The sequence below is a fragment of the Klebsiella sp. KP20-425-1 genome (assembly GCF_025813515.1).
Classification (GTDB): Bacteria; Pseudomonadota; Gammaproteobacteria; order Enterobacterales; family Enterobacteriaceae; genus Klebsiella; species Klebsiella pneumoniae.
This window is the reverse complement of sequence record NZ_CP109614.1, coordinates 1,427,142-1,449,848: the sequence shown is the minus strand read 5'-3', so window position 1 is coordinate 1,449,848 and position 22,707 is coordinate 1,427,142. Positions and strand designations below refer to the sequence as shown.

The window sequence follows — 22,707 nt, the reverse complement described above, 5'->3', positions numbered from 1 at the left end:
ACCAAAGCCGGGAGTAACAGGTACCTTGAAGTTTGCTGATAACCTGCCTACAGGTACCGACACGATCAATCTTTCGGTTAATAATGAAATCTGACCTGTTCAAACTGTGAGCATCACTATGACTGTTCGACCAAATGAAGTTGCTGCACAGGCACTTCAGATACTGAAAGAAAAACTCCATGACTGGCGTGATGGCCCGGATATAGCCTGGCGTTCAACGTGGCCTGTGTTTGAGAGACTGATAGCCCGTCACGATAAAATGAAACCGGTCTATGCCGAACTGCAGGAACTGCATGTCATTGAAGGTCGACTCTGGATCCTTCTGGAACAGTGTATTTTTGCAGGAACATTTGCAACGGCCGATAATCATGCAGGCTTACGCGCGGACTACAGCGAGCTTCAATCCCTGAGTGAGGACATCCCCCGCACGGCTTTGCGGCTGGAAGCGATGCTGCGGCGCAGAAGCGACATACTTAACCGAAGCGGAAGTTTCACCATAGACAGGCTGCTGCGTCTGACAGATTTCCTTGATGAGGCAGGCCGTGAAAATAGTTTATACCGAAGCTATATTCAACCACGACTTGAGGAACTGAACGGATTTGATCTGAAATACTGGCCAGATATTGCCGACCTGCTGCAGGTACTGGGTGGTGAAGATACCGAAGTACAGATCCTGGACGAGGCGACTGCAACGATTGTTTCTGCACGGCGTGCATCGTTAACGGATTTTTTTAAGGATTTTTTTGGCCGGCTGCATAACATTTCTGACGGTTCAAGGTATGGGCTCAAGAAGGATTTCAGATTATCTGATAGTGCGATCGCCACCCTGAGTAATATTCTTTGCGATCGGCTTCCCGACGAAATGATGGATGAAGGATATGTCAAACGTGTCAGACAACGTTTGAGAGAACAAGGGGTTACATTAGTCTGGTAAGGACCATTTTATCTGATGGTCATCTTTTATCTGGCATTAACCCGGATTTTTCTGTGCTGCAGCCAGGTCGTGATCGTATATCTGGACGGCGGATTGTCCGCGCGAGGGAGATAATATGATGAATACTTTTGACGACCCGGGTCATGTCGCAGCAGAAACTGAGGCGGCGCTCAAATGCTGGATCAGGACCGACAATATCCTGTACAGACGAATCTATGAAGCCTGGTATTGCAGGTTAGGGGAGATGGCCTTTGACAGTTCTCGCCTTGAGGTGAGATCCTGCACAGCGCTGCTGGATATGCACATGCTAGCCGTTAGCGGTCCAGTCGCCACGGTTTTCCGGTATCTGTGCCGTAGCTATCGGTCCGGTAATGCTTAGCGCACCTGTTTTTCTTGATAGTCGTCTGCGCCTGCCGGGCAGATCTCATTCTCATGATGAATTAGTTATGGTCAGCGCACCACGTTAATCTGCTGACCATGACAAAAAGGCCCTGCGGGGCCTTTGCGGCAGCCAGATGAGAGCTGGTTTAAAAACGGTTTCTCTCGATTGATTGCTCGATCTGAGCAACGAGTTCTGTGCAATGACCAGCTTCTTTGATGCGGGTGATTCGTCCAGTGATCGCGTCAACATCCCCCAGAATTTCCGTCATATTTGACAGTGCCAGGGCGCGGTAACGACCAGCGACTGAACTGACGCCATGATAGCGCAGTTGCAAAAGCAGTTTCAGAAACGCTTCATCGTCCTGGGTTTGAGTGTCGACCCATTTGCGTACGGCTTCATTCCCACTGATATCACGCCAGGCCCAGACGTATGAATTCATAAGTGGAAAATCTACCAGCCGGTCGGTGACTTCGTCGCCGTTCAGCCTTTCAGCCAGGGCCTCTTGTACTGCCCCTAATATTTCCAACGGCAGCCACGGCTGCAGCTCGTGTTTTTCTCTGTTTCCGGCCATGCCATGCTGCCACAGAAGGTGACGAACATATTCCGCGATCCAGTACCAGGCCTGCCCGTTTTTGACCTTTTCAGACAGGAATTCTGCTGTGTGGTCTGCGTTTTCCCGGAACATCCGCGTGATGAGCCGATCAGTCACGCTGTAGGTATCCAGGTCATGCAGGACAAACCACTCGTTATTCTCCCGATAGCGTTCCAGCATGCTATCGCCGGTGTCAAAGAAGAACTGAAGCAGGCCGCAACATTCTTCCGACGTTCTGCTCTCAATCAGGGGCTTCGTCATCTGGGCCAGAATATGTTCAAACCAGGTCCGGGTGGATAAGTTCTTGCTTTGGATATATCCAAGCAGCTGTTTCGCAAGTGCCTGTTGCTGTTCAGGCTGGCGGGCGAGCGCAAAGAGTTCCTCAAAAATCTTTGGCTCCAGGACATTCTGAGGGGCAGAGAAGGCGAAGTAGTAGCGCCAGTATGGCAGGCTACCCAGCCGTTTTCCCGCGGTCAACATGGCACTGTCCCCCTCTGCGGTTCGGTTAAAAAGACTGACCGGCAGTTGCGCCAGTCCACCGGAAATCCCCGGAACCCATTCGCTCAGTTCCGATGCAGAATAAGCCCTGGCAGGAAAATACCTCATCAGATGAGCGTTCAGACTCTTTGTCAGAACCTCCATTTCCTTATCACTGATATGTCCATCTCCGGATTCCACCACGGCCCGTTCAGACAGGTATTCCTCCACCCAGTCATACAGCCCCGGGTTTGTGGTGCGAAGCAGCAGCAGGAAGCACAGATCCGGGAAATACACGTAGTCTCGCATACCGGCGTAGCGGAACCTCAGCGCGTTCAAAACGATCTGCACCTCTCTTGGAGTTTTCAGCGCGCCGCCATAGATATCCGCCACCCTCGTCAGGTCTTCCATAACGTCAGCCTCCGGTGGCCGGTCATTTACCATGCGGTATAACTCCGCCGCCGCATCGCGGAATTCCCGACGTAGTACAAAGGATTCCGGACGTGGAAGCCCGAATGAAATTTGCACAATTTTTTGTAAATACAGGCTGCCATCGGTCACACCAAGTCCCTGGCGGATGGCCTCTGACAGGACCGCTTTGTCATAACAGAGCAGGTAACGGAAACGGGGAAAATCCGCGACCGATTTTACCAGCCGGATCACTTCAACGGCCTGTGCTGGTTCGAGGCGATCGAGATCGTCCAGCATGACAATGAAGCTCAGATCCAACTCCGCGATTTTCTCTGAGATTTCGGCGCGCATTTGTGTCGTGGTTTTTTCTTTTTCTTTTAGCCAGCGCGATTCCGACAGAGCGGTCAGGGCACCGCTGGCGTCGGGGATCCCGGGGATAATCGCGGCAAACTTAGCAAGAGGTGACAGGTTCCGTGCGGTGGCCCGGGTATAGTCCATCAGCGTCCGGGCGGTACGGGTCAGCGCCTCTTTCTTTTTGAGTTCCGCCAGTTCACCGGCAGGAAGTAGGCGTTCTTCTTCTGTCGCAATAATGCCGGCGACGGGAAGCAGTAAAGACGCCACCAGAGACGTATCACTGCCATCAAGCCACGGGGAAATGCTCAGTACATAAGTCCGGTCTTCTTTCTGTTTCTCCAGCGCCGCGCGCAGCAGATTCAGGAGGCTGGTTTTCCCCGTCCCCCAGGCACCTTCAATACCAATGACGGCACTGCCCTTACGGCCGATACCCTGAATAGCATGGGCTAATTCGGTGGCAATGTGCGAGTATCCATAGCGGTCTTCGTCCTTGCTGATAACGGCGCGATCAAGGTGTTTTCCCTGCGGTTTTACTTCCGGTGTTTGTGTCATGGTCACAGATCCCCATACAGGCCACGCAGACCGTTCAGGACATCGGTCAGAACATCGTCGCCGCAGCGTGTAACCAATTCCTGAACCAGCGTCTCAAAATCGTCCGCCGGCAAAAAAATCCGCAGGCCGTCTATCCCGAAGAAACCCTCCGGCGTGACATTTCCGGGCGGGGAGAACATCACGCGCTCCCCCTGGTGACCGTGCGCCAGGGCTTCCGGATGTCGGGCGTACAGACTGAACAGGCCCAGCAGTCGGAGAACTCTTCCCAGCCGTACGGCACCACGAAGTCCTGGCCGGTGATCAGCAGGTGCAAACGGGGCGTGTTGTACCAGGCCCCCGGGCGTTCTCCGGGGTGCTGGCCGTCAATGCGGATCTCAAGACGCAGCGTGCCTGCCCCGATGGTTTCCGTTACGGCCGGGATAGCCGGACGCAGCTCCTGTGCCAGCGCTCTGGCCTGTTCTGTGTTCCAGGCCAGCCCATGCAGCATCAGCGGGAAAACGGCTTTCAGCCGCGGCTGGGTGAAGATTTCTGCCAGCACTGCGTCCGGCACCTGCGCCAGTGCAAAACAGTCGCTTTCGAGCGGACGCAGGAGGTGTTCGGCATACATCTGATCCACTACCGGGCGCAGCTCTGCCCGGAAGGCGTCAAATTCTTCCGTCCAGTTTTCCCCGGCCAGGCGGAAGATCCCCTTCAGGTAGTGGCCATCCACCGGACGGTCATGTTCCACCTGCCAGGCCAGCAGGTCGCCGGTGATGTCGAGCAGCGTATCCAGGGCCGGGAGGGTCGCCAGCCTGTTATGCCCGCGCAGGAAGGCTTCCCTGGCGTGAACCAGCATAAAGCGCAGCTCGTCGCGGGAGAGCACTGATGTGCCGAAGGTCTGGCCAAGAATGATATGCCGGTACAGCTGCCGGACCGTGGCTTCCGGATCGGCAATGAGCTGAAAATACCCGTCGCCGGGCGCGACCGTTTTCAGACCGTCATCGATGAAGCGTTCGGCCAGGGCGTTGACCGAAGTATTTTCCCGACCGGCGCGCGTTTTCAGCGCCTCGATCAGCTTTTTATGAAAACGCAGGTTAAGCTGGCTGAGCATCATCGTTCCTTTCATGTTTGTTTTGTTATTACTGCTAACCTAGCATTTAATTATTTGCTATATACCTATGTTTTATTTTATAAAACTTGTGATGTTTCTTAAATTACTGAATGTGATGGTTGTAATGCTACAGCAACGATCGCCCCTTCTTATTTCCACGCAGATCCGATTTCTGGTGGTTCCGGATCTGCTTCAGCCCCGCCGGCGCGCAGCGGCCCGGAAACACAAGATGTAGCGGTTTTCTCAGCTGGTAATGACCCTATATGTTGTGGCACTCCCCTTTCCCGTTACCGCCCGCTCACCACCGGAAATGCGCACTTTGCTTGTTCCGTGACCGTGGTACACTTCCTGAAACGTCTCTATTACGGAAAAGTAGGATCCAACCGGAACGGACGTCCGGTAATTTAATGTCGTGGCTATATGCTTGCTAGTTACAATACATGTAATGATTACTATAGGGTAAGCTGAGGACGTTCTTCATCAGGGATGTCACCCACAATAATAACCAAGCATAACTGTTACGTATGAATACATATTCCTTTGAAAGCGAGCGCATCCCGGTTTCTCTTGAAGCAGTCTGGCGAGCACTGACCGCTCTCGGCCATCAACAGCTCTGGCTCCGCCCTCCTGAAAATCACGGTGTAAACACCTGGCTGATTGTCACCTGGGACGGTCTGACGGTGGCTGAACGTATCCTGGTCTCAGGCTCCTGGTGGCTGACCGGGGATGCCAGCGCCATCTTCACCAATCCTGAGAGGATTGTTCCGGGCGATCTGGAAGAACTCACATGGCAGTCAGTGCAGCTGCGAATGAAGGAAGGATTCTGATCCGGTCGGATGTAAATGGCAGGGCGGGCTTTAATACTCCCTGTACAGGTCCTGTTCCTTTGTTGAGAAACAAAGGAGCCACATCCAGGATTACACAACTGTTGCTCTTCGGCACGAGTAATGAACGCGAAAACTATTCAGTACTCCTTGGTGAAGGCAGTTAGTCAGGATGATTGATTGCCATGTTGGCGTACACCGGTATCAAGACATACTGTCTGGCTCATCGCTTATCTCCTGCCTATTTGTTCACCATCGCCTCGCAACTCACAAAGAAGTGCGGACAGCCCATTGTCCGCAGGGTAAAGAGCTTAAGTAAAGTATGAGCCGGCCCCTTCCCTGACAAATTTCAACCTCTTCGCAATCATTCTCGAGCGTCATACGAAAGACAGCCAGAAAGGCCATTGGTTTACAAAAATCACACTGAGATTTACATTTTATTTACATTTTATTCTTAACACTAACTTTTTTGACAATTTTTTGATGTGCTGCTACCAGACGTATTCATTGAGAGAAAAGCAAGAGAAAAGAAAAAAAGCGATATGAAAAATAAATATTTTCTCACATTAAAGAATTTCTATCTAAGAAATAACATTCATCATACACCTTTACTTGTTTATTATTTTTTGACATAGACTATTCCATTTTAAAATTAATATTTATTTACAACTTGCCATTTGAAAAGAATGCCGATAACCATTTTAAATTTAAGTGTTCCCAGATAATCAAACGTGAGTTCAATATGGATGTTTTTAGTTATTCAGCTGTATCTTTAAATGAAAGTGAAAAAGAAGAACTGTCGGCAGTGGTAAGAGACATTCATAGCGAATGTCCCGGTCAAATACAGAGTCGCTATCTTTCCAGAATAAAAGAGATAAAAGATAAAATTACTAATAGTAGAATCGTGAAAAAATTCAATTTTCATGAGCCCTTGCTTATCAGCAATCTACCTGAATTTGAAAACATAGAACTAAGTAAAATTCTCCTGCTAACATTAGGTGAGTCAATCGGCCGATGTGTTGCATACTCTGATTATAATCAAAGTTACGTCACAGATATTCGTCCTACCCTGACCTCCAGAGAGCTGAGCAGCAGTTCTGAATTGCTCACGATGCATAACGATTTATGCTTTGCATCAGACAGATGCAGACCCGAGTATCTGGTATTGGTGCCACATATAGCGAATGGTGACATACCTAAAACCCTACTGGCTACATCAGCACAGTTGGTGGAATTTTTTACAAAAGAAGAACTCTCTATTCTACAAAGTGAAATATTTGAAATGCGTGCCGGTGGAAAATTATTATGGCCCAATGAAGAAATAAGGAAAATGAAAATAATTGAGAAGGAAATAAATGGAAGAATCAAGATTAAACTTAACTTCTCCAACATAAAACCGGCACCAGGCCTGAGCGAGCCCTTGTATAAACAGGCCGAAGAGTTACTGGAGAAACTAGCTTCGCTGGCGCTTCGTGTGGGACGCGAAAATGGACACAGCATTCAAAAAGGGGAAGCATTAATCATTCCTAATAATTATGCTGTTCATGGTCGTGATGTTTTTACATCAGACAACATCCAGCGTCTTTTATTACGTTCCTATGTCGTGTCACAGAATGTCGTTGATTCGTTTTCTGGTAACACCATGATATCCATTAGAAACTAATTCAATATTACATACAGGGCTGTATGATGGAAAACGTAATTATTATTGGTGGCGGTCATGTGGGTTCGACACTTGCAGTAGACATGTTCCTGAGAAGAAATGAAACCAACCTCGACCCTCATCTGGTATTAATGCACTACGGAAATCATCTGTTTCTGAAAAATTCAGGGAAAAGATCATTCAGATGTGAAAATATCATGACAGGGGAAGTCAATGAAACGGTATTCCCTTCTCAAAATGTTCATGCAATAAATCACGACATCAGACATCTGATGCAAAGTGCCGTTGCAATTATTATTACTGTACCGGATATTCCATTATTACGTAAGGTGCTGATTGAATATCTGGAAGCGTGTCCAGTAAATCCAGGAGCGACTGTAGCATTTGTTCGCGCAGGTCAGGGCGGACAGCTCGTCCTTATGGACAAATGGCGTAAAAGCTCACGGTTGAATAAATTGCATTTGCTGATGGTAGAAGACAGTTTTTACGGTACCAGATGCATTGATAATATCATCGAGTTTAAAAGGAAAAACATCACTCGAGTCGCTACACTTAGTGAAAAACCTGATGAAGCAATGGATTGTGTCAATCAACTGTTTTTCGGGCCATCTGTGCCTGACAATCAACATCAGTTTGAACGAGTAAGACCTCTGGACTTGCAGTTTGACCCACTGGGTTACATTATTCATCTTGCTGTTGCTCTGGATAAGACAAATCTCACAAAAACGGCTTCTGGAACTCAATACCTTCATTATAGCGATGGTGTTCACGAGGAAAATGCCGGTCTCATTAATTCACTTGATCACGAACGAGTAGCACTCGCTCGTTCTTATGGTGCTGAGACACGACTATTTACCACTATGTTGACTGAGCAATATGGGCTTCCTCAACAACCTACTTTCTTTGAAATGGCAAAGAGCACAAAAAGTATCTATCGTTCATTATCAGAAAAATCACTCAACTCACTTAAAACAGGCCGTATGATTCAGGAGGACTATCCTGGGTTATTAACGATGAGTTGGTTTGCCGAAATCTCTGGTGAAGACTTTATGATCACCCGGGACTATGTCAACCAGATTACTCAAATGCTACAGGCCCTGAAGGTGAATACAGATGGCCTTGATTATTATCATAACTATCTGAATGCTCTCAATTTAAATAAATCCGACCTGATCGGCATGCTTTCGAACTAACATAAATGGAGTTAATTATGAAAAATAACAATTTCACACCAGCCTCATCATTCGGTAAAAATACCAGTGTGGATGCTAATTATTATCTTGAACATGGATTTGCAGATGTCAGGGAATTAATTTCAAAAGAAATGGTAGAATATCTTCGTGATATTAATAATCAAACAAAAAGCAATAGCGCATTCGATTCATTCAAAAGAAATACATATAATGTAGCAATCGAAGATGAAAAAATTCTGTCCTTTATACGCACAGAAAAGTTTGCCGATCTTGTTAAAAAACTTGGTTATGAAGATTGTGTATTCACTGATGGGATAATTTTTGAAACGGACAGCAATTCTGTTGGTTTCGACTGGCATATCGGTGTGACCAGTTTCAAATATATCTATCCTGAAGACAGAGCCTTCTCTATTTGGATAGCTCTTGATGATGTTGATCCGGAAAAGCAGGATGGGGGGATGAGTCTTCTTTCCACACAGGCATTCTCCGGTCATGAGTTTTACAAGTTACAGTCAAAAGTAACAAAATCTCTTACCGAGGGAAAATATAAAATCCCGGCGATATTTAAAACCGTCCTTGGACCACGGTTCAGAACTGAGGAACAAAAAAAATTCAAAGAGCTTTATCCATTTATTCAGGAAAAAATCCCACACCTGTTCAGTGAATCTCTTTATATTTCAGGGTTTGCACGTAATTTATTCGACAGTGAATCGGTACGTTACCGTCTTGCGCCCGGGGATGCCATTGCATTTGATAAAGATGTTTTCCATAAAAGCAATCGATTTTTACCCGGACCTCAGTTATCACGTCGTGCATTTGTCATGCGCTTTATTGATGTAAAATCTCGTTACAATCAGGTGAATTCAGATAAAACTGGGGGCGATGTTTCCGTTCTGGTTAACAAGATGATTGCTGGTAATGGTAATCACTTTGATATACAAAAAGGAACTGTTATCAGAACTACATCAGAGGTAAAAAAATGATTACGTATATCATCAAAAGAACGGGTAATCGATACATTGATATCAGCAGTGGTAAGACAATTGATGCTTATTATCCAAAAGGAGACATGAATAAGCGTTCCTGTCTTGCCGTCAAGCACAAAATTATCCGCTGCGAATCATTTGAAATTGAGACAGATATTTCAAAAGATATCACGTCGACTGAAGATGCTTATCTTCGTTTACAGCTTCTTTCATCTCGTGAATACAAACCAAACGAAATAAATCTGGAAGGCATTTTTCAGCATCTTCCCAATGTAGCCTGGACCAGTGCAGGCCCGGTATTCCCTGAGTATGTACAACGTTTACGCCATATTATTGCGGAGGATTATCATCAACTTACCGTATTTAGCGTGGATAAATTTCCAAGAATGGTTGACTACATAGTCCCTTCAGGTGTGCGTATTGCCGATGCTGACCGGGTACGTCTGGGAGCCTACATTTCTCAGGGAACGACTGTTATGCATGAAGGGTTTATCAACTTTAATGCAGGTACTTTAGGGCAATGTATGGTAGAGGGGAGGATCACCCCAGGGGTAACCGTCGGTGATGGAAGTGACGTCGGCGCAGGAGCCTCTATCATGGGAACCCTGTCCGGTGGCGGTAAACAGAAAAATCAGATAGGTAAAGGCTCATTACTGGGGGCTAATGCAGGGATAGGGATCTCTCTGGGAGATTCCTGCATTGTGGAGGCAGGGTTATATGTGACGTCAGGGACGAAAGTGACGCTGCCGGACGGATCCGTCGATTATGCTCGTAATTTATCAGGCAAAAATAATCTTCTGTTCCGACGTAACAGCCTGACTGGTAGTGTTGAAGTGCTGACAACTGACAGCAGTGTATGGGGAGGTGTTAATGCCGTTCTTCACCAGAACGACTGACACCCAGAATACTTCCGCAGACCGCGTCGCACTGGTTATCGGTGCGACGGGGGGAGTCGGGCAGAGAAGTGTTGATGACTTGCTGCAGAATGGGTTTCGGGTTATTGCAGTTGGTCGTGATCGCCGTAAACTGGGTGTGCTCGTCGCCAGGACTGAGCTTTACAAAAACAAGCTTCATACCATCTGTGCTGACATTCAGTCTACTGAAGATGTGAGGGGTATCCGGGACCGAATAGCGGAGTTTGGCCATTTGGATTTGCTGATACTTGCAGCAGGGATCACCTGTAATAAAACCACAGGGGCAACAGGACAAGAAATACAGAATGTAATAAGCAGTAATCTGCTTGGGCCTGTTTTTGTTATAAATGACTTGTTGCCATTCCTATTGAGAGCGGAATCACCGTCGGTGATCTGCCTCTCATCAAGAGCGGGAAAAATAGGCTTCGCGGATAAGGGCATTTATGGGGCGTCAAAAGCAGGTTTACAGCTCTATATGGCAGCCTTATCGTCAGATCCAGCGCTTAATAAAATTCGTTTTACCGTATTATGTCCGGGATGGATTAACACTGCGATGGCTATTGAAGGTGGATGCCAGAGAGCAAGCAACTCAATACTTCAACCTGAAGATATTTCCTCGTTGATGATCTGGCTTGTTAACTCTCCTGAAAGAGTCAGAATCAAGGAAATCGTTATCGAAACGTCTCCTGATGAGCATTAAAACTGATTATATTTTAACTTAAAGCAAATGAAAAAAAATCTAATTCATATTATTGGAGGCAGTGGGCCAACTCGTCCATACTACTGTCTGTTTTTAACATCGTTAATATTGACTGTAGCCAGGGGAATAACATTACCTTTTCTTGTTGTATTTTTACATTTTCAAAGAGGGTTTGGGGTAGATGAAACTGGTTATATTATTACAGCTGGAATAATTTTAGGGCTGTTTTTCTCACCTCTTTGTGGAAAAATAATGGAATTACTGAACTGCAAAAAGTGTATTATCCTGGCACTGCTACTATTCAGCGCAAGTAACATTTTCATGTCTGAATTGAGGAGTCAATATTTAATAATATTTTTTTATGCGCTACTAAATTTAGCATATTCTTTATACAGTGTAGTACTTAAAGTTGTGATTTCTGATGCTGAGAAAATAAACAAATCAAGGCTATTTTCGATAAATTACACCATGACAAATGTTGGATGGGTTATTGGGCCTTTACTAGGGAGCCTTTGCTCTGGACTCGATGGTCGCATAATGTTCTGGATCTCAGGAGTAATAGGTGTTTTGCTCGCTTCATTTTTCATTTTATACAAAGTGCGATTAATTGAGGAGAAGCAATTAACAAAAAATGCTCAGTACGCTCCTGTTGAGACAGATCATCGGAACCACTCTAATAACACTTTATGTTTGATAATTCTTGCTGGATTTATTTATTCTTTTTGTTATGGCAGATTTTCATCAAGCATAACACAGGTGCTTACTGTAATATTTGACAAGGAAACCACCTACCAAATTATTACGTCGCTGATGGTAACAAATGCGCTTTTTGTAATTTTACTCCAGATCCCATTAGGTTCAAGGGTATCTAAAGATAACGTTGTCTTAAGTTCTTTTATTGGTAGCTGTAGCTTAATTATTGGCGTGATGCTCTTCGCAGGATCTTTCGGACATTTAACTATGTGGGTCACAGGAATGATATTCTTTACACTGGGAGAGGTTCTCCTTAATCCGGTGCAGTATTTGATGCTGGATTCTTTAAAGACAAATACGAGCAAAGCCAGTCTCTTTTCATTACAGATGCTTACCGGTGTGGGAGCTGCTATCAATCCGGCGGCAACTGGGTGGCTTGTAGAGAATATCAGTTCAGGATCAATATTTATGGTCATCGCCTTTGCCGCTATAACTGGTTTTTTTCTCGTTGCGCTGGCTTTAAAAGACTGGAGAAGATATGCATAATTTATTTTTCCTTACCTGTGCTTCGTTATTGTTCATTCCTGGACCTACTAATATTTTGATTTTTAATTCAGGATATAGCAATGGCTTCAATAAAGCCCCATCTTTGATGTTATCAGAATGGTCTGGTTATATCATCAGCATTACTTTATGGTCTATCGCTGCAGGATTGTTTTTTAGTTCCTATGGGTGGGTGGATATCATTACTAAGATTGCATGTTCATTGTATCTTTTTGTTCTTTCGATAAAACTATGGTTTTCGGGACATATAGAAAATGCAAAAAAGGTAATTATTAATTCAAAAACAATATTTTATACAACCTTTCTAAATCCAAAATCTTTCATTTTTGCAACGATAATTTTCCCTGTAAAAATCACAGATGATTTATTTTTATACTCTGAGATTTTAATACGTTTTACCATGGTTTTGTTTACAGCATCGGCTTTTTGGTTGTGTTCAGGGAATTTTATAAAGAATGAAACAGATGGACATTCAGTAAAAATAGCGATTCGATATTTTTCCGTTCTGACATTAATAAGTTTCAGTGTCTATATATTTTATCAGGGTGTGATAAAAATATCATGGACTTAACCATTTTCACACCAGATGTCAAGGTACATGTTTACAGATATTTTAAATATCAATCATCACTAAATACAATTATCCTAATTTGAGGGAAAGTATGAAACACATTGTAGTTATCAATAGTTCTGAATTCAGTGGTGTTGAGTTATTAGATAAATTGCTTAAAGAAAAATACAAAGTCAGCTACTTTCGTAATCTTGCTTACATACGGGACTGGGACTCCTCCAGAACGGACGATGTTCTTCGACGTCTTCATAATGTTATTGATCTACCTAATACACATACACCAGAAATTGTCAGAGATGCTGTTGGTATTTTAAATGACAGTCAACCGGTTGATGCACTTATTTGTATCGATGATTTTTCATTAGAAGCTGCTGCCTGTGCAGCCGAGCATATAAATGTACCATTCAGCAGTGTGAACGCTGTTAAAACAACCAAAAATAAGTTATTGTCACGCCAGATTCTCGAAGGAACAGATAAAAATGCCCCTTGGGTTATTCATGAACGTGATTATCATAAACTTCCGTCTGTTCTGGCGTCCGTAGAATTGCCGGTAATAGTCAAACCTGTCACATCAGCTTCAAGCCGGCTGGCATACATTATTAAGGAACGGGCTCAGATTAACCTACTTATTAATAATATCGAAGAAGAAATCAATGAGTTACCATCATCCTATACCGATTTCTTTAACCGTGGTTTTCTTGTAGAAAAATATTTAACTGGGCCTCTTGTTTCTGTTGAGATCGGAAGAATAGGTAATTCTTATTACCCATTTATGGTAACTAGCAGAATTCGTTGTGCCAGTGATAACGTTATTGAACTGGGTAGTGTTATGCCTTCTTCTCTTAATGATAAGGAGGAGCAGGAATGTTTTAAACTGGCAATATCCGCACTGGATAAAATAGGACTCGATAATGGTATTTTTCATATCGAAATGATTTACACTAATTCCGGCCCTGCAATAGTAGAAGTTAATGGCAGGCTCGGAGGTCGCACCATTCCGGTTCTTTATGAACTTGCGACTGGTAATAGCATGTTTGAACATCTTATCAATATTTCTCAACGTGCTGAACCAAAAGCAGAGTCCGTTTACCAGGGGCAAAAAGCGGTTTCGTTTTTCTTTAAAGCGGAACAATACGGTAAAGTACTGGACGGTACATCCAGAGCGTTACCACAAAATCTCGCAAGTTATATTCAATCTTTTGAATTTATGAAGAAACCTGGTGATACCTTGCAAAAAGGTGAGATTCTGGGATGGACTATTGTTTCAGCGCGGCAGGAAGAGATCTGGAATGTACTCCATGAGCTGATTCAGTTTGTTGAAAGTTCTTCAGGCGTGGAAGTTAAAAAGCCTTTAATATAAACATTTATCTTAAATATTTATCTAATTGTAAAGTGAATACACCTCACATGACAAATTACTATTTTTGTCATGTGGGGTGTATATAGATAATGCTTTTATCTTTATGTTTTTGCAGAATTACTTTCGGTCTCAATCCTTTACTTTTTCAATTTTCTGTGTAATTCGTACATACCATAGTCACCTGCTATAAGCTTAGTTCTGAAACTGTATGGAAGTCCATCATTCACATCACTCTGCGCAATCTCTTTTTATTATTTAATTATAAATCCACATACTAAAATTTAACACCATGATTTTAATTTATAAATTGTATTTTTACCTATAACCCTGTCGAAGGAAATTACAAAATCTTTTCTTATTTAACTGAATGCATAAGTATCTATATAACACCAGCAATGACAGGTAGCTATACAAAATTATAGCTAATATAATAAAAGGCTCAGCCGGAAGTTGGGCGTTGTAAATGACCGTTGTAGAATCAACATAATGATAATTAACAAACAGTAACGCTGTTATAATATATATCATAAAATTTATATGATATTTCTTCTTACTTGCTTTAATTACACCATTCTCAAAAGTAATATAAGATCTCTCACTAAGGACTGCTTTACAAAACCTGGCGTTTTTTTCCTCATTCTCACAGTAAAATTCAATAATTCCCGTTGATAATTCCACATCATTAAATAATCGATATCCTCCCATGATGATCTTATGTTTGGCTTTTTCTAATCTACTATCTGACGATTGGTGTCTTTTTAAATAGGCTATAGCGTCCATTTTTTTCTGTAGAGGAAGAGAAAAAAATGTTCTTCGCGATTCATATCCTTTTTTTATAAGAGGAATTAGTATTACTGTTACTATTATTTGAAAAAATGGCGTTGTTAATTTTATTAATTCTACTGAAGATTGCTCCATTTTAATTATCTCACTTAGATATCGGACCATATAACTGTATAATAATCTATAATATTCATATTTAACAAATGATTAAATTCTGATTAATTCTACGCTGCAAGTCATATCCACCAATCTCAACCACAGATGGAACATGTTAAAGATCATACCTGCCGATCGCATCTGGAAGGTAGCCGTTTCTCGTCTTCATTTATGCCAGTTTCAACATAGCTGTCTGTCCTGGCATAACCCCATTTCTCCCAAAAATGCTCAGATGGCCTGCAGCCCTTGCCATGTCTGGCTTTGCGCAGGATCTGGCGCCAGAAAGATCCTCTACGAGTTTTGTTTTATCCGCAATAATGCGGGTTAAGCAAACAAAAGGATCCCCGCGCTGCGATTTATTATGATGACAGGCCCCGTCAGTCATTAGCTATGTGAAAGAGGGTTTTCTGCAACCTTAGAGTAAACTTTCAAGCCAAAGAACTCATTATCCGTTGCCTAAGTAACTCTAAGTCAGTCTGGCCAAAGATCTGGTGTTTCAGGGTGTTCAGACTATTTTCATGTTCCTCTAATGCACCGTTACTCCATACCCTACCAATGACTTCAAAGATCTGAACGCTCACAACAATACGTTATGTCTTGGCCTCCCTCGTTTTTTCCCTGTTTGTAAAAGGCATTCACCGCGCCTGTATTTACGTGCTCTCTGGAGCAAACTCAGCCGTACAGCTGTATCCACCTTAGCGGTATAAGCAATTGCCTTTTGCAAGGCGTCACGCTTAGTGTGATCAGTATCATGGATGTCACTGGACTGCACCACGGTAGACGATCCTGCCCTATAGTTTGCGTATGGGAGGAGCGTATGGGCACACCACATTTACACCTGAATTTAAGGAAGAAGCCGTCCGCCAGACAACGAAACGCGGTTATTCTGTTGCCGAAGCACCTAACCGTCTGGGCGTTTCCGCACATAGTCTCTATTAGTGGTTACGGGCTATTTAACCCGATAACAGCGAACAGCATGCCCGGGATTTACTGAAAGTCAAAACGAGTTCCTGAAACTACGGGCGCTGCTAAAACGCGCCGAAGAAGAACGGGATATGCTGAAAAAGACCGCGCGGTGCTTTGCAAGGGAGCCCGACTGAAGTACCGCTTTATCAATGAACACCGCACTGTATGGGTGTGATGTGATGGGTACTGAATATCGCCCGGGCCGGGTTCTGTGCGTGGCTGCACAACCCGGGCCCGGCGTCACAGTCATCCCGGTGGCGTCAGCCCTGAGTCCTTCTTGTCAATCACGCACACAATAAACCGACAGCAACGCGCATTTCTGCGTACAATACCTTCTGACTTTTTCAGTCACTAGCCGCGACCTTTTACAACCTTCTCTGGACGATACAGGAGCCAGGCGTTGATATGAAACAGATCACCCTCAGCGATATGCAGCAGCAGAGCGAAGCGGCAGCCAGTGCTCCGCGCCTGCGTGCCCATCGCAATTTTCATCCCGAACTAAGCGACCCGATACAGCGTCTGGCCATCGCCATGGAACCCGGCACCTATATCCGCCCCCACCGGCACAGACATACCTTCGAACTTTTACTGCCGCTGAAAGGCCGATTTGTGGTACTGAATTTTGATGACCACGGCGTGGTTACCCGCCGGGTGGTGCTGGGTGAAACCTGCACGGCGCTGGAAATGGAAGCCGGTACCTGGCATACGGTGCTCTCACTCGACGCTGGCGGGATGGTTTTTGAAGTTAAGCAAGGTGCTTATCAACCGCTTGCCGAAATGGACACTATGGCCTGGGCGCCTGCTGAAGGCCAGCCAGGCACTGCCGAAATGATGGCCTGGTATGCCATCGCGCAACCGGGTGACCGCTTCCTGTCTATGCCGCAATAACTACAGGTAGCTTCGACAGGCGCCGCAGGCGTCTGTTTGATACTTCCTGCCGACCACAAAGTTTGCCAAATTGACCGTCCCTTTTTTCGTGCTCCGCTCATACTCACCTTAAATATTGCTGCTAAACAGGAAGTAACGCTTATATTCAGCAAACTATTTTTCTCTACGAATAAGAGATGATAAGATAACGGGAAAGAGTAAATATGCGGCAGCAAAACAATAAAAACAGCCAATTTATCGATATATTATTCTCAATGTGAATGGATTTTGTTAATCAGGTAAAGGAAGTCAGCAGAAAAAATAAATCATTGTCATTGATGCTTTTGCTCACCATGGCGATTTATTTTTTCATCGACATACAATTCTTATGAATATTACAGAACGGAATATCTGGAAGCTAAATAATTTACCGCCAATGGAGTATTGCTCTCTGGCGCGGGCGCAAAAATTATTAAACTGCGAACTGGAAGACATTCTTCACTGGCATGATATAGGCGCAATCAATCTATGTCTTAAGCTTAACCCAACGCCGGGAATATTAAAAATCGCCGTCCTCTCCCATCAGGAAAAAGAGGTAACCAGCGCGTTTAATCCATTTACCTCAGTCGAGGCAGGAGAAACAGTCTGGTCGCATCACTCCCATATCCGCAGCATTCTGCGGCTTGAAGGCGATATTCCGACGATGGAAACCCTGCGCGGAAATACGGTAACCCAGTTCAACGTAAAGGTATTTGCTTCAGGACTCTGGCATCCACACTGTCGGAACCTAATGGCGCTGCTGGAGGCGCCAGATGATATTCTTTTCGAAAACCGCCTCAGCATGATGCTGCCGGATAAACCATTTGTTTATTGTCATTTCATTCCAGAGGAAGACGAACGCCCCTCGATATCATTGAACCGCATCTATATCACCAGCCAGGCCATTGAGAAAATATATGCCCACAGTATTAGCGCCCGGCCTATGGACGTGACGAAAAATCCGCTACTGGATCAAACCCGTTACATCCAGCAGGAATTAACCGTCCTGCCGCAAAGTGAGGTATTGCTGGAATTTATCCATTATCTTGTTCAGTCCCATACTGTATTTAATGAGAAGTTGCAGAATATGGCTGAGCCAGACAAGACTCAGCTCTTTCATCACGTGCTGGAAAGGCTTAAGGAAGAAGGCATGCTTATAGAGAATGCCCAGCCCGATGAAGGCGATATCGGCAGCGAAGCCAGCCGTGAGTCGCAGTTCGCCGGCGAGTAACGCAGTCCTTCAGGCAAGGGACTGGCGGTTTTCCTGCTCAATCGTTATCGCGTTCTCTCGGGCCAGGGTGATGAATTCGCGCGCTGCGGCGCTCTGCCAGGCGCCCTGCCGCTGCAATAAACAAGCCGTGCGCTGCAGCAGCGCAGGTCTTAGCTCAATCGCCACCACATCATCAAACTGTCCGGCGATCGCCGCCGGCAGCAGCGTTGCTAACGTTGTGCTTCGAATAACCGACAGAACGGCCCCGATGGAGTTGGCCTCCATCCGCACGTCTGGTTCGAGCCGATGAAGGCGGCAATAACGATCAATCTGCTCGCGGGTAGCAAACTCGCTGCTCAGTAAAATTAGCGGCTGGGCGTCGAGAGCCTGAAGTTGCAAGTCGCGCTCTCCTGCCAGCGGATGCGCACGGCTCACCACCAGCGCAAGCGTTTCCGTCAGCAGCGGCTGAACCACAATTTCCTGTGACCGGCTGTCGTCAAAGGCAATCCCCACATCCAGTTCATCCTCCAGCAGCATCGCCTCCATCCGCTCCTGGTTCATCTCCTGGATAAGCACTTTTACTCCAGGATAGCGTCGGTAGTACGCCTCCATCAGCGGGCCCAGCATATAGGTAGTGAAAGTTGGCGTCATAGCAATGCGGAGTTTACCGTGCTGGAGATCTTCTGCGTCATGCAAGGCGCGCCGACCTTCCTCAAGCTCGCGTAACGCGCGACGGGCATACTCCAGCCAGATATCTCCGGCATCGGTCAGGCGAATACGTCGGCCAGAGCGGTCGAAAAGCTGAACCTCCAGCATCGCTTCCAGCTGGCGTATCTGCTGTGACAGCGCAGGCTGGGAGACATGCAGCGCCGCGGCGGCGCGGGAAAAGCCACAATGTTCAGCCACAGCGATAAAGTAGGAAAGTTGGCGCAGAAGCATCGGCCCACCTATAAGAAATCCAATAGGCATTATCATAAATAAGTCTTTTAACTTATGAAATAAGAGACGTACCCTCTTCGCACGACCCTCAACATATTTCACCTTTAACATCGTTTTATGCAGGAGTGACTATGTCCGCTCACGATCATTATCTTCAGCGCGCATTAGTGCTGGCAAAACAAAACATTGCTGACGGTGGGCGCCCCTTCGGCGCCGTGCTGGTGCGGAATGATGAGATTGTCGCTGAAAGCGTCAATACCTTTCATCTGAGCGGTGACCCAACGGCGCATGCCGAACTGAACGCCGTACGCGATCTTGCCGCCAGACTGGGAAGCGCGGTGTTGCGCGAATGCGTCATCTATGCCAGCGGACAGCCTTGCCCTATGTGCCTGAGCGCGCTCTATTTAACCGGCGTGCGGGAAGTGTTTTTCGCCAATAGCAATCAGGACGGGGAGCCTTTTCAGCTCTCGACCGCCGCGATTTATCAGCAGCTGCAGCAGCCGCTGGCCCAGCAAACGCTGCCGATCCATCATCGCCCGCAGCCGGAGGGAACTGAACTTTATCAGCGCTGGGCGGAACGGCAGTCATGACACCAGCGCTGCGACAGAACCTGACGCTGGCAGTCCTGGTACTGACTGGGATCAATATGCGGCCGCTGCTTACCTCCATTGGTCCTTTGCTGCCGGACATCCGCGCAGCCAGCGGCATGAGCTATACCCTGGCCGCACTCCTGACCGCGCTGCCGGTGATCGCGATGGGGGTGCTGGCGCTGGCCGCTGGCTGGGTCGATCGCTATATCGGTCAAAAGCGCAGTATTGCGCTGAGCCTGCTGATTATCGCGGCAGGCGCCCTGCTGCGGGAAATCGCCCCGAATAGTGGCTTACTGCTCACCAGCGCTCTGGCCGGAGGAATTGGCATCGGCATTATTCAGGCCGCCATCCCGGCGGTAATTAAGCACCTCTTTCCCCGACGGACGCCGCTGGTGATGGGACTATGGTCAGCGGCGCTGATGGGCGGCGGCGGGTTAGGCGCCGCGTTCACCCCATGGCTGGCGTCACATAGCGCGGCCTGGCATGATGCGCTAGCCTGGTGGGCGCTCCCTGCGCTCCTGGCTCTGCTCAGCTGGCTGGCGATTTGTCGGCATTTGCCTCGCGCACCGCATCAGACCAGCGCTTCCCCCCGGGTCGCGATTATTGGCCAGCGCCGCGCCTGGACGCTGGGACTCTATTTCGGACTGATCAATGCCGGTTACGCCAGCCTGATCGCCTGGCTGCCTCCTTACTACATCCAGCTAGGCGATAGCGCCCAGTACAGCGGTTCGCTGCTGGCGCTGCTGACCGTCGGGCAAACCGCCGGCGCGCTGCTGCTCCCGGCGCTGGCTCGCCAGGAGGATCGGCGCCAGCTTCTTCTGCTAGCGCTGGCGCTACAGCTGATTGGCTTCTGCGGCTTTATCTGGCTGCCAGAGCATTTCTCTGCGCTCTGGGCCATTGCCTGCGGCGTGGGATTGGGCGGCGCGTTTCCTCTGTGCCTGGTGCTGGCGCTGGATCACGCCGGACAACCGGCGGTGGCCGGCAGGCTGGTAGCCTTTATGCAGGGGATCGGATTTATCATCGCCGGTCTGTCGCCCTGGCTTTCCGGCCTGCTGCGTAGCCTGAGCGGGAACTACACGCTTGACTGGTCCTGGCATGCGATCTGCGTCCTGCTACTCATGGCGCTGACGCTGCGCTTTATCCCGGCACACTACCCGGCCGAGTGGCGACAGCGCGCCTCAGACCTGCCCTGAACCGACGGCGGCGCGTGGCAAAGATAATGCCGCGCGCTCTCGTTGGCCTTCTCCGCCCGCCCCATCGCTAAAACCCGTTTCCTTCGCGTCGCTGGCGCTAAATTTATTACCCTGTGAAATTAATGTGTCGCCGAATCACGACACTCGTAAGTAACTAAAAATTAATAAAAAAATGCCTCTTGTTTCCCTGATTTTTTAGGCGTACATTAGCGCCATCTGGAGCACTAAACGCACAGAATTACGGGCTGCTGCAGGGTGAAGTTACACTGGCGACAGCCCTTGAAAAACAGAACAATTAATTCATTTGAACGTCGCACAAGCGCGTGGAGTGATGAGTCGTGAAATACTTCTTTATGGGCCTCTCTTTTATGGTCATCGTTTGGGCCGGTACTTTTGCCCTGATGATCTAGACTGCAGCGGTGTCAAAAAAAACGGGAGCCTTCATGCTCCCGTTTTTATTTTGCCGTGCTGCCCGCAGCGCTAGCTCGCGGAGGCCAGCAGACCATCCGCGCGGAACATCGCCTTGATACCGCGGATCGCCTGGCGCGTACGGTCCCGGTTCTCGATCAGCGCGAAGCGGACGTGGGTATCACCATAGTCGCCAAAGCCAATCCCCGGCGAGACGCAAACCTTCGCTTCATTAAGCAGCTTTTTCGCAAACTCCAGCGACCCCATGGCGGCGTAAGGTTCCGGTATTTTCGCCCACACGTACATAGACGCTTTCGGACACTCCACCATCCAGCCGGCCTCATGAAGCCCTTTGACCAGCACATCGCGACGGCGCTTATACTGTTCGGCAATATCGCGCACGCACTGCTGATCGCCCTCCAGCGCAGCTATCGCCGCCACCTGCAGCGGAGTAAAAGTCCCGTAGTCATGATAGCTTTTGATACGAGCGAGGGCATTCACCAAAGTCTTATTACCCACCATAAAGCCAATGCGCCAGCCGGCCATGTTATAGCTTTTCGACAGGGTAAAGAACTCGACGGCGACATCTCGCGCGCCGGGCACCTGCATGATGGAGGGCGCTTTCCAGCCGTCATACACGATATCGGCATAGGCCAGATCGTGGACGACCAGAATGTCATACTGCTTCGCCAGAGCGACAACCTTTTCAAAGAAATCCAGTTCGACGCACTGCGCGGTCGGATTTGAGGGAAAGCCAAGGATCATCATCTTCGGCTTCGGATAGCTCTCGCGGATGGCGCGTTCCAGCTCGTTGAAGAAATCCACCCCTTCCACCAGCGGCACTGAGCGCACCTGCGCCCCGGCGATTACCGCACCATAGATATGAATCGGATAGCTGGGGTTCGGCACCAGTACGGTGTCGCCATGATCCAGCGTCGCCAGCATCAGGTGCGCCAGCCCCTCTTTCGAACCAATGGTGACGATCGCCTCCGATTCCGGATCGATATCGACGTTATAGCGTTCTTCATACCAGCGTGAAATGGCGCGACGCAGGCGCGGGATCCCCCGCGAGGTAGAGTAACCATGGGTGTCAGGCCGTTGAGCAACGGTGCAGAGTTTTTCCACGATATGCGGCGGCGTCGCGCCATCGGGATTACCCATACTGAAATCGATAATATCTTCGCCGCGCCGACGCGCAGCCATTTTCAGTTCAGCAGTAATGTTAAAAACGTACGGAGGGAGACGATCGATACGCGTAAAACGGCGTTCAGGACTGGATTCAGCCATAGGTTCCTC

19 protein-coding genes and 2 pseudogenes are annotated in these 22,707 nt (G+C 47.3%); 16 read left to right on the top strand and 5 right to left on the bottom strand.

The genetic code is table 11. The annotated features are described in order from the left end of the window. Positions 1-118 precede the first annotated feature (118 nt). A complete protein-coding gene (locus tag OHJ17_RS07155) occupies positions 119-934 on the top strand; it encodes a hypothetical protein (protein ID WP_032433388.1) in 816 nt (271 codons plus the stop codon). 527 nt (positions 935-1,461) lie between these two features. Here OHJ17_RS07155 and OHJ17_RS07150 read toward each other — a convergent pair. After that, a complete protein-coding gene (locus OHJ17_RS07150) occupies positions 1,462-3,702 on the bottom strand; it encodes a KAP family P-loop NTPase fold protein (protein ID WP_045326788.1) in 2,241 nt (746 codons plus the stop codon). Positions 3,703-3,704: 2 nt separating this feature from the next. Then, a pseudogene (gene pifC / locus OHJ17_RS07145) lies at positions 3,705-4,792 on the bottom strand (transcriptional repressor PifC). A 524-nt stretch (positions 4,793-5,316) separates the two neighbouring features. On the opposite strand from pifC, the gene OHJ17_RS07140 reads away from it, so the two are divergent. The 9 genes from OHJ17_RS07140 to OHJ17_RS07100 all read left to right on the top strand — a co-directional run bounded on the left by OHJ17_RS07140 (position 5,317) and on the right by OHJ17_RS07100 (position 14,260). Then, complete coding sequence (locus tag OHJ17_RS07140; protein ID WP_032433392.1) at positions 5,317-5,619, top strand: hypothetical protein; 303 nt, start codon at positions 5,317-5,319, stop codon at positions 5,617-5,619. A 739-nt stretch (positions 5,620-6,358) separates the two neighbouring features. Continuing rightward, positions 6,359-7,279 carry a Fe(II)-2OG oxygenase family protein gene (locus OHJ17_RS07135; RefSeq protein ID WP_040175435.1) on the top strand — a complete coding sequence of 307 codons (921 nt, stop codon included), beginning with the start codon at positions 6,359-6,361 and terminating at the stop codon, positions 7,277-7,279. 23 nt (positions 7,280-7,302) lie between these two features. Further along, entirely contained in the window at positions 7,303-8,472 is a 1,170-nt protein-coding gene (locus OHJ17_RS07130; protein ID WP_077255457.1) for an NAD/NADP octopine/nopaline dehydrogenase family protein, read from the top strand. A gap of 17 nt (positions 8,473-8,489) precedes the next feature. Continuing rightward, positions 8,490-9,455 (top strand): phytanoyl-CoA dioxygenase family protein, encoded by a 966-nt coding sequence (locus OHJ17_RS07125; protein WP_038435033.1) that lies wholly within the window; start codon positions 8,490-8,492, stop codon positions 9,453-9,455. Next, complete coding sequence (locus OHJ17_RS07120; RefSeq protein ID WP_032433399.1) at positions 9,452-10,354, top strand: DapH/DapD/GlmU-related protein; 903 nt, start codon at positions 9,452-9,454, stop codon at positions 10,352-10,354. Before OHJ17_RS07125 ends, OHJ17_RS07120 begins: the two co-directional genes overlap by 4 nt. Continuing rightward, positions 10,329-11,072 carry an SDR family NAD(P)-dependent oxidoreductase gene (locus OHJ17_RS07115; RefSeq protein ID WP_032433401.1) on the top strand — a complete coding sequence of 248 codons (744 nt, stop codon included), beginning with the start codon at positions 10,329-10,331 and terminating at the stop codon, positions 11,070-11,072. The genes OHJ17_RS07120 and OHJ17_RS07115 overlap by 26 nt, the downstream gene beginning before the upstream one ends. Before the next feature lie 27 nt (positions 11,073-11,099). After that, positions 11,100-12,311: an MFS transporter gene (locus OHJ17_RS07110; protein WP_071557786.1), complete on the top strand. Its 1,212-nt coding sequence runs from the start codon at positions 11,100-11,102 to the stop codon at positions 12,309-12,311. Then, positions 12,304-12,900: a LysE family translocator gene (locus tag OHJ17_RS07105; RefSeq protein ID WP_123677150.1), complete on the top strand. Its 597-nt coding sequence runs from the start codon at positions 12,304-12,306 to the stop codon at positions 12,898-12,900. The genes OHJ17_RS07110 and OHJ17_RS07105 overlap by 8 nt, the downstream gene beginning before the upstream one ends. A 91-nt stretch (positions 12,901-12,991) precedes the next feature. Then, complete coding sequence (locus OHJ17_RS07100) at positions 12,992-14,260, top strand: ATP-grasp domain-containing protein (protein WP_032433405.1); 1,269 nt, start codon at positions 12,992-12,994, stop codon at positions 14,258-14,260. Positions 14,261-14,575: 315 nt separating this feature from the next. Here OHJ17_RS07100 and OHJ17_RS07095 read toward each other — a convergent pair whose 3' ends face one another. Beyond that, complete coding sequence (locus tag OHJ17_RS07095) at positions 14,576-15,178, bottom strand: hypothetical protein (RefSeq protein WP_123677151.1); 603 nt, start codon at positions 15,176-15,178, stop codon at positions 14,576-14,578. A gap of 825 nt (positions 15,179-16,003) precedes the next feature. Here OHJ17_RS07095 and OHJ17_RS07090 point away from each other — a divergent pair. The 3 genes and pseudogenes from OHJ17_RS07090 to OHJ17_RS07080 form a co-directional block, all read left to right on the top strand. Further along, positions 16,004-16,426 (top strand): annotated as a pseudogene (locus OHJ17_RS07090) (transposase); the annotation flags it as partial. Positions 16,427-16,570: 144 nt separating this feature from the next. Beyond that, positions 16,571-17,053, top strand: coding sequence for a WbuC family cupin fold metalloprotein (locus OHJ17_RS07085; RefSeq protein ID WP_002913367.1), 483 nt, complete (start codon positions 16,571-16,573; stop codon positions 17,051-17,053). Between the two features lie 367 nt (positions 17,054-17,420). Further along, the gene (locus tag OHJ17_RS07080; protein WP_004149226.1) at positions 17,421-18,302 is read left to right on the top strand and encodes a hypothetical protein; all 882 of its coding nucleotides are present in this window, start codon (positions 17,421-17,423) and stop codon (positions 18,300-18,302) included. Positions 18,303-18,311: 9 nt separating this feature from the next. Here the strand turns inward: OHJ17_RS07080 and cynR are convergent, their stop codons facing one another. After that, positions 18,312-19,220, bottom strand: a complete 909-nt coding sequence (gene cynR / locus OHJ17_RS07075) for a transcriptional regulator CynR (RefSeq protein WP_023342033.1) — start codon at positions 19,218-19,220, stop codon at positions 18,312-18,314. 131 nt (positions 19,221-19,351) lie between these two features. Between cynR and OHJ17_RS07070 the strand changes: the two genes are divergently transcribed. The 3 genes from OHJ17_RS07070 to ypdK all read left to right on the top strand — a co-directional run bounded on the left by OHJ17_RS07070 (position 19,352) and on the right by ypdK (position 21,413). Then, complete coding sequence (locus tag OHJ17_RS07070) at positions 19,352-19,810, top strand: nucleoside deaminase (protein ID WP_025861128.1); 459 nt, start codon at positions 19,352-19,354, stop codon at positions 19,808-19,810. Beyond that, complete coding sequence (locus tag OHJ17_RS07065; RefSeq protein WP_004174937.1) at positions 19,807-21,003, top strand: cyanate transporter; 1,197 nt, start codon at positions 19,807-19,809, stop codon at positions 21,001-21,003. The genes OHJ17_RS07070 and OHJ17_RS07065 overlap by 4 nt, the downstream gene beginning before the upstream one ends. Positions 21,004-21,341: 338 nt before the next feature. Then, complete coding sequence (ypdK, locus tag OHJ17_RS07060) at positions 21,342-21,413, top strand: membrane protein YpdK (RefSeq protein WP_099119320.1); 72 nt, start codon at positions 21,342-21,344, stop codon at positions 21,411-21,413. Between the two features lie 70 nt (positions 21,414-21,483). Here the strand turns inward: ypdK and alaC are convergent, their stop codons facing one another. Continuing rightward, complete coding sequence (gene alaC / locus OHJ17_RS07055; protein WP_002913372.1) at positions 21,484-22,698, bottom strand: alanine transaminase; 1,215 nt, start codon at positions 22,696-22,698, stop codon at positions 21,484-21,486. Positions 22,699-22,707 lie beyond the last annotated feature (9 nt).

Bases quoted from the DNA above. Each gene is read 5' to 3' on its own strand.
- OHJ17_RS07130 (WP_077255457.1), top strand. From the start codon at position 7,303: ATGATGGAAAACGTAATTATTATTGGTGGCGGTCATGTGGGTTCGACA.
- OHJ17_RS07155 (WP_032433388.1), top strand. From the start codon at position 119: ATGACTGTTCGACCAAATGAAGTTGCTGCACAGGCACTTCAGATACTG.
- OHJ17_RS07100 (WP_032433405.1), top strand. From the start codon at position 12,992: ATGAAACACATTGTAGTTATCAATAGTTCTGAATTCAGTGGTGTTGAG.
- OHJ17_RS07120 (WP_032433399.1), top strand. From the start codon at position 9,452: ATGATTACGTATATCATCAAAAGAACGGGTAATCGATACATTGATATC.
- OHJ17_RS07140 (WP_032433392.1), top strand. From the start codon at position 5,317: ATGAATACATATTCCTTTGAAAGCGAGCGCATCCCGGTTTCTCTTGAA.
- OHJ17_RS07135 (WP_040175435.1), top strand. From the start codon at position 6,359: ATGGATGTTTTTAGTTATTCAGCTGTATCTTTAAATGAAAGTGAAAAA.
- OHJ17_RS07150 (WP_045326788.1), bottom strand. From the start codon at position 3,702: ATGACACAAACACCGGAAGTAAAACCGCAGGGAAAACACCTTGATCGC.
- OHJ17_RS07070 (WP_025861128.1), top strand. From the start codon at position 19,352: ATGTCCGCTCACGATCATTATCTTCAGCGCGCATTAGTGCTGGCAAAA.
- OHJ17_RS07115 (WP_032433401.1), top strand. From the start codon at position 10,329: ATGCCGTTCTTCACCAGAACGACTGACACCCAGAATACTTCCGCAGAC.
- OHJ17_RS07095 (WP_123677151.1), bottom strand. From the start codon at position 15,178: ATGGAGCAATCTTCAGTAGAATTAATAAAATTAACAACGCCATTTTTT.
- OHJ17_RS07110 (WP_071557786.1), top strand. From the start codon at position 11,100: ATGAAAAAAAATCTAATTCATATTATTGGAGGCAGTGGGCCAACTCGT.
- OHJ17_RS07080 (WP_004149226.1), top strand. From the start codon at position 17,421: ATGAATATTACAGAACGGAATATCTGGAAGCTAAATAATTTACCGCCA.
- OHJ17_RS07065 (WP_004174937.1), top strand. From the start codon at position 19,807: ATGACACCAGCGCTGCGACAGAACCTGACGCTGGCAGTCCTGGTACTG.
- OHJ17_RS07085 (WP_002913367.1), top strand. From the start codon at position 16,571: ATGAAACAGATCACCCTCAGCGATATGCAGCAGCAGAGCGAAGCGGCA.
- OHJ17_RS07105 (WP_123677150.1), top strand. From the start codon at position 12,304: ATGCATAATTTATTTTTCCTTACCTGTGCTTCGTTATTGTTCATTCCT.
- cynR (WP_023342033.1), bottom strand. From the start codon at position 19,220: ATGCTTCTGCGCCAACTTTCCTACTTTATCGCTGTGGCTGAACATTGT.
- alaC (WP_002913372.1), bottom strand. From the start codon at position 22,698: ATGGCTGAATCCAGTCCTGAACGCCGTTTTACGCGTATCGATCGTCTC.
- OHJ17_RS07125 (WP_038435033.1), top strand. From the start codon at position 8,490: ATGAAAAATAACAATTTCACACCAGCCTCATCATTCGGTAAAAATACC.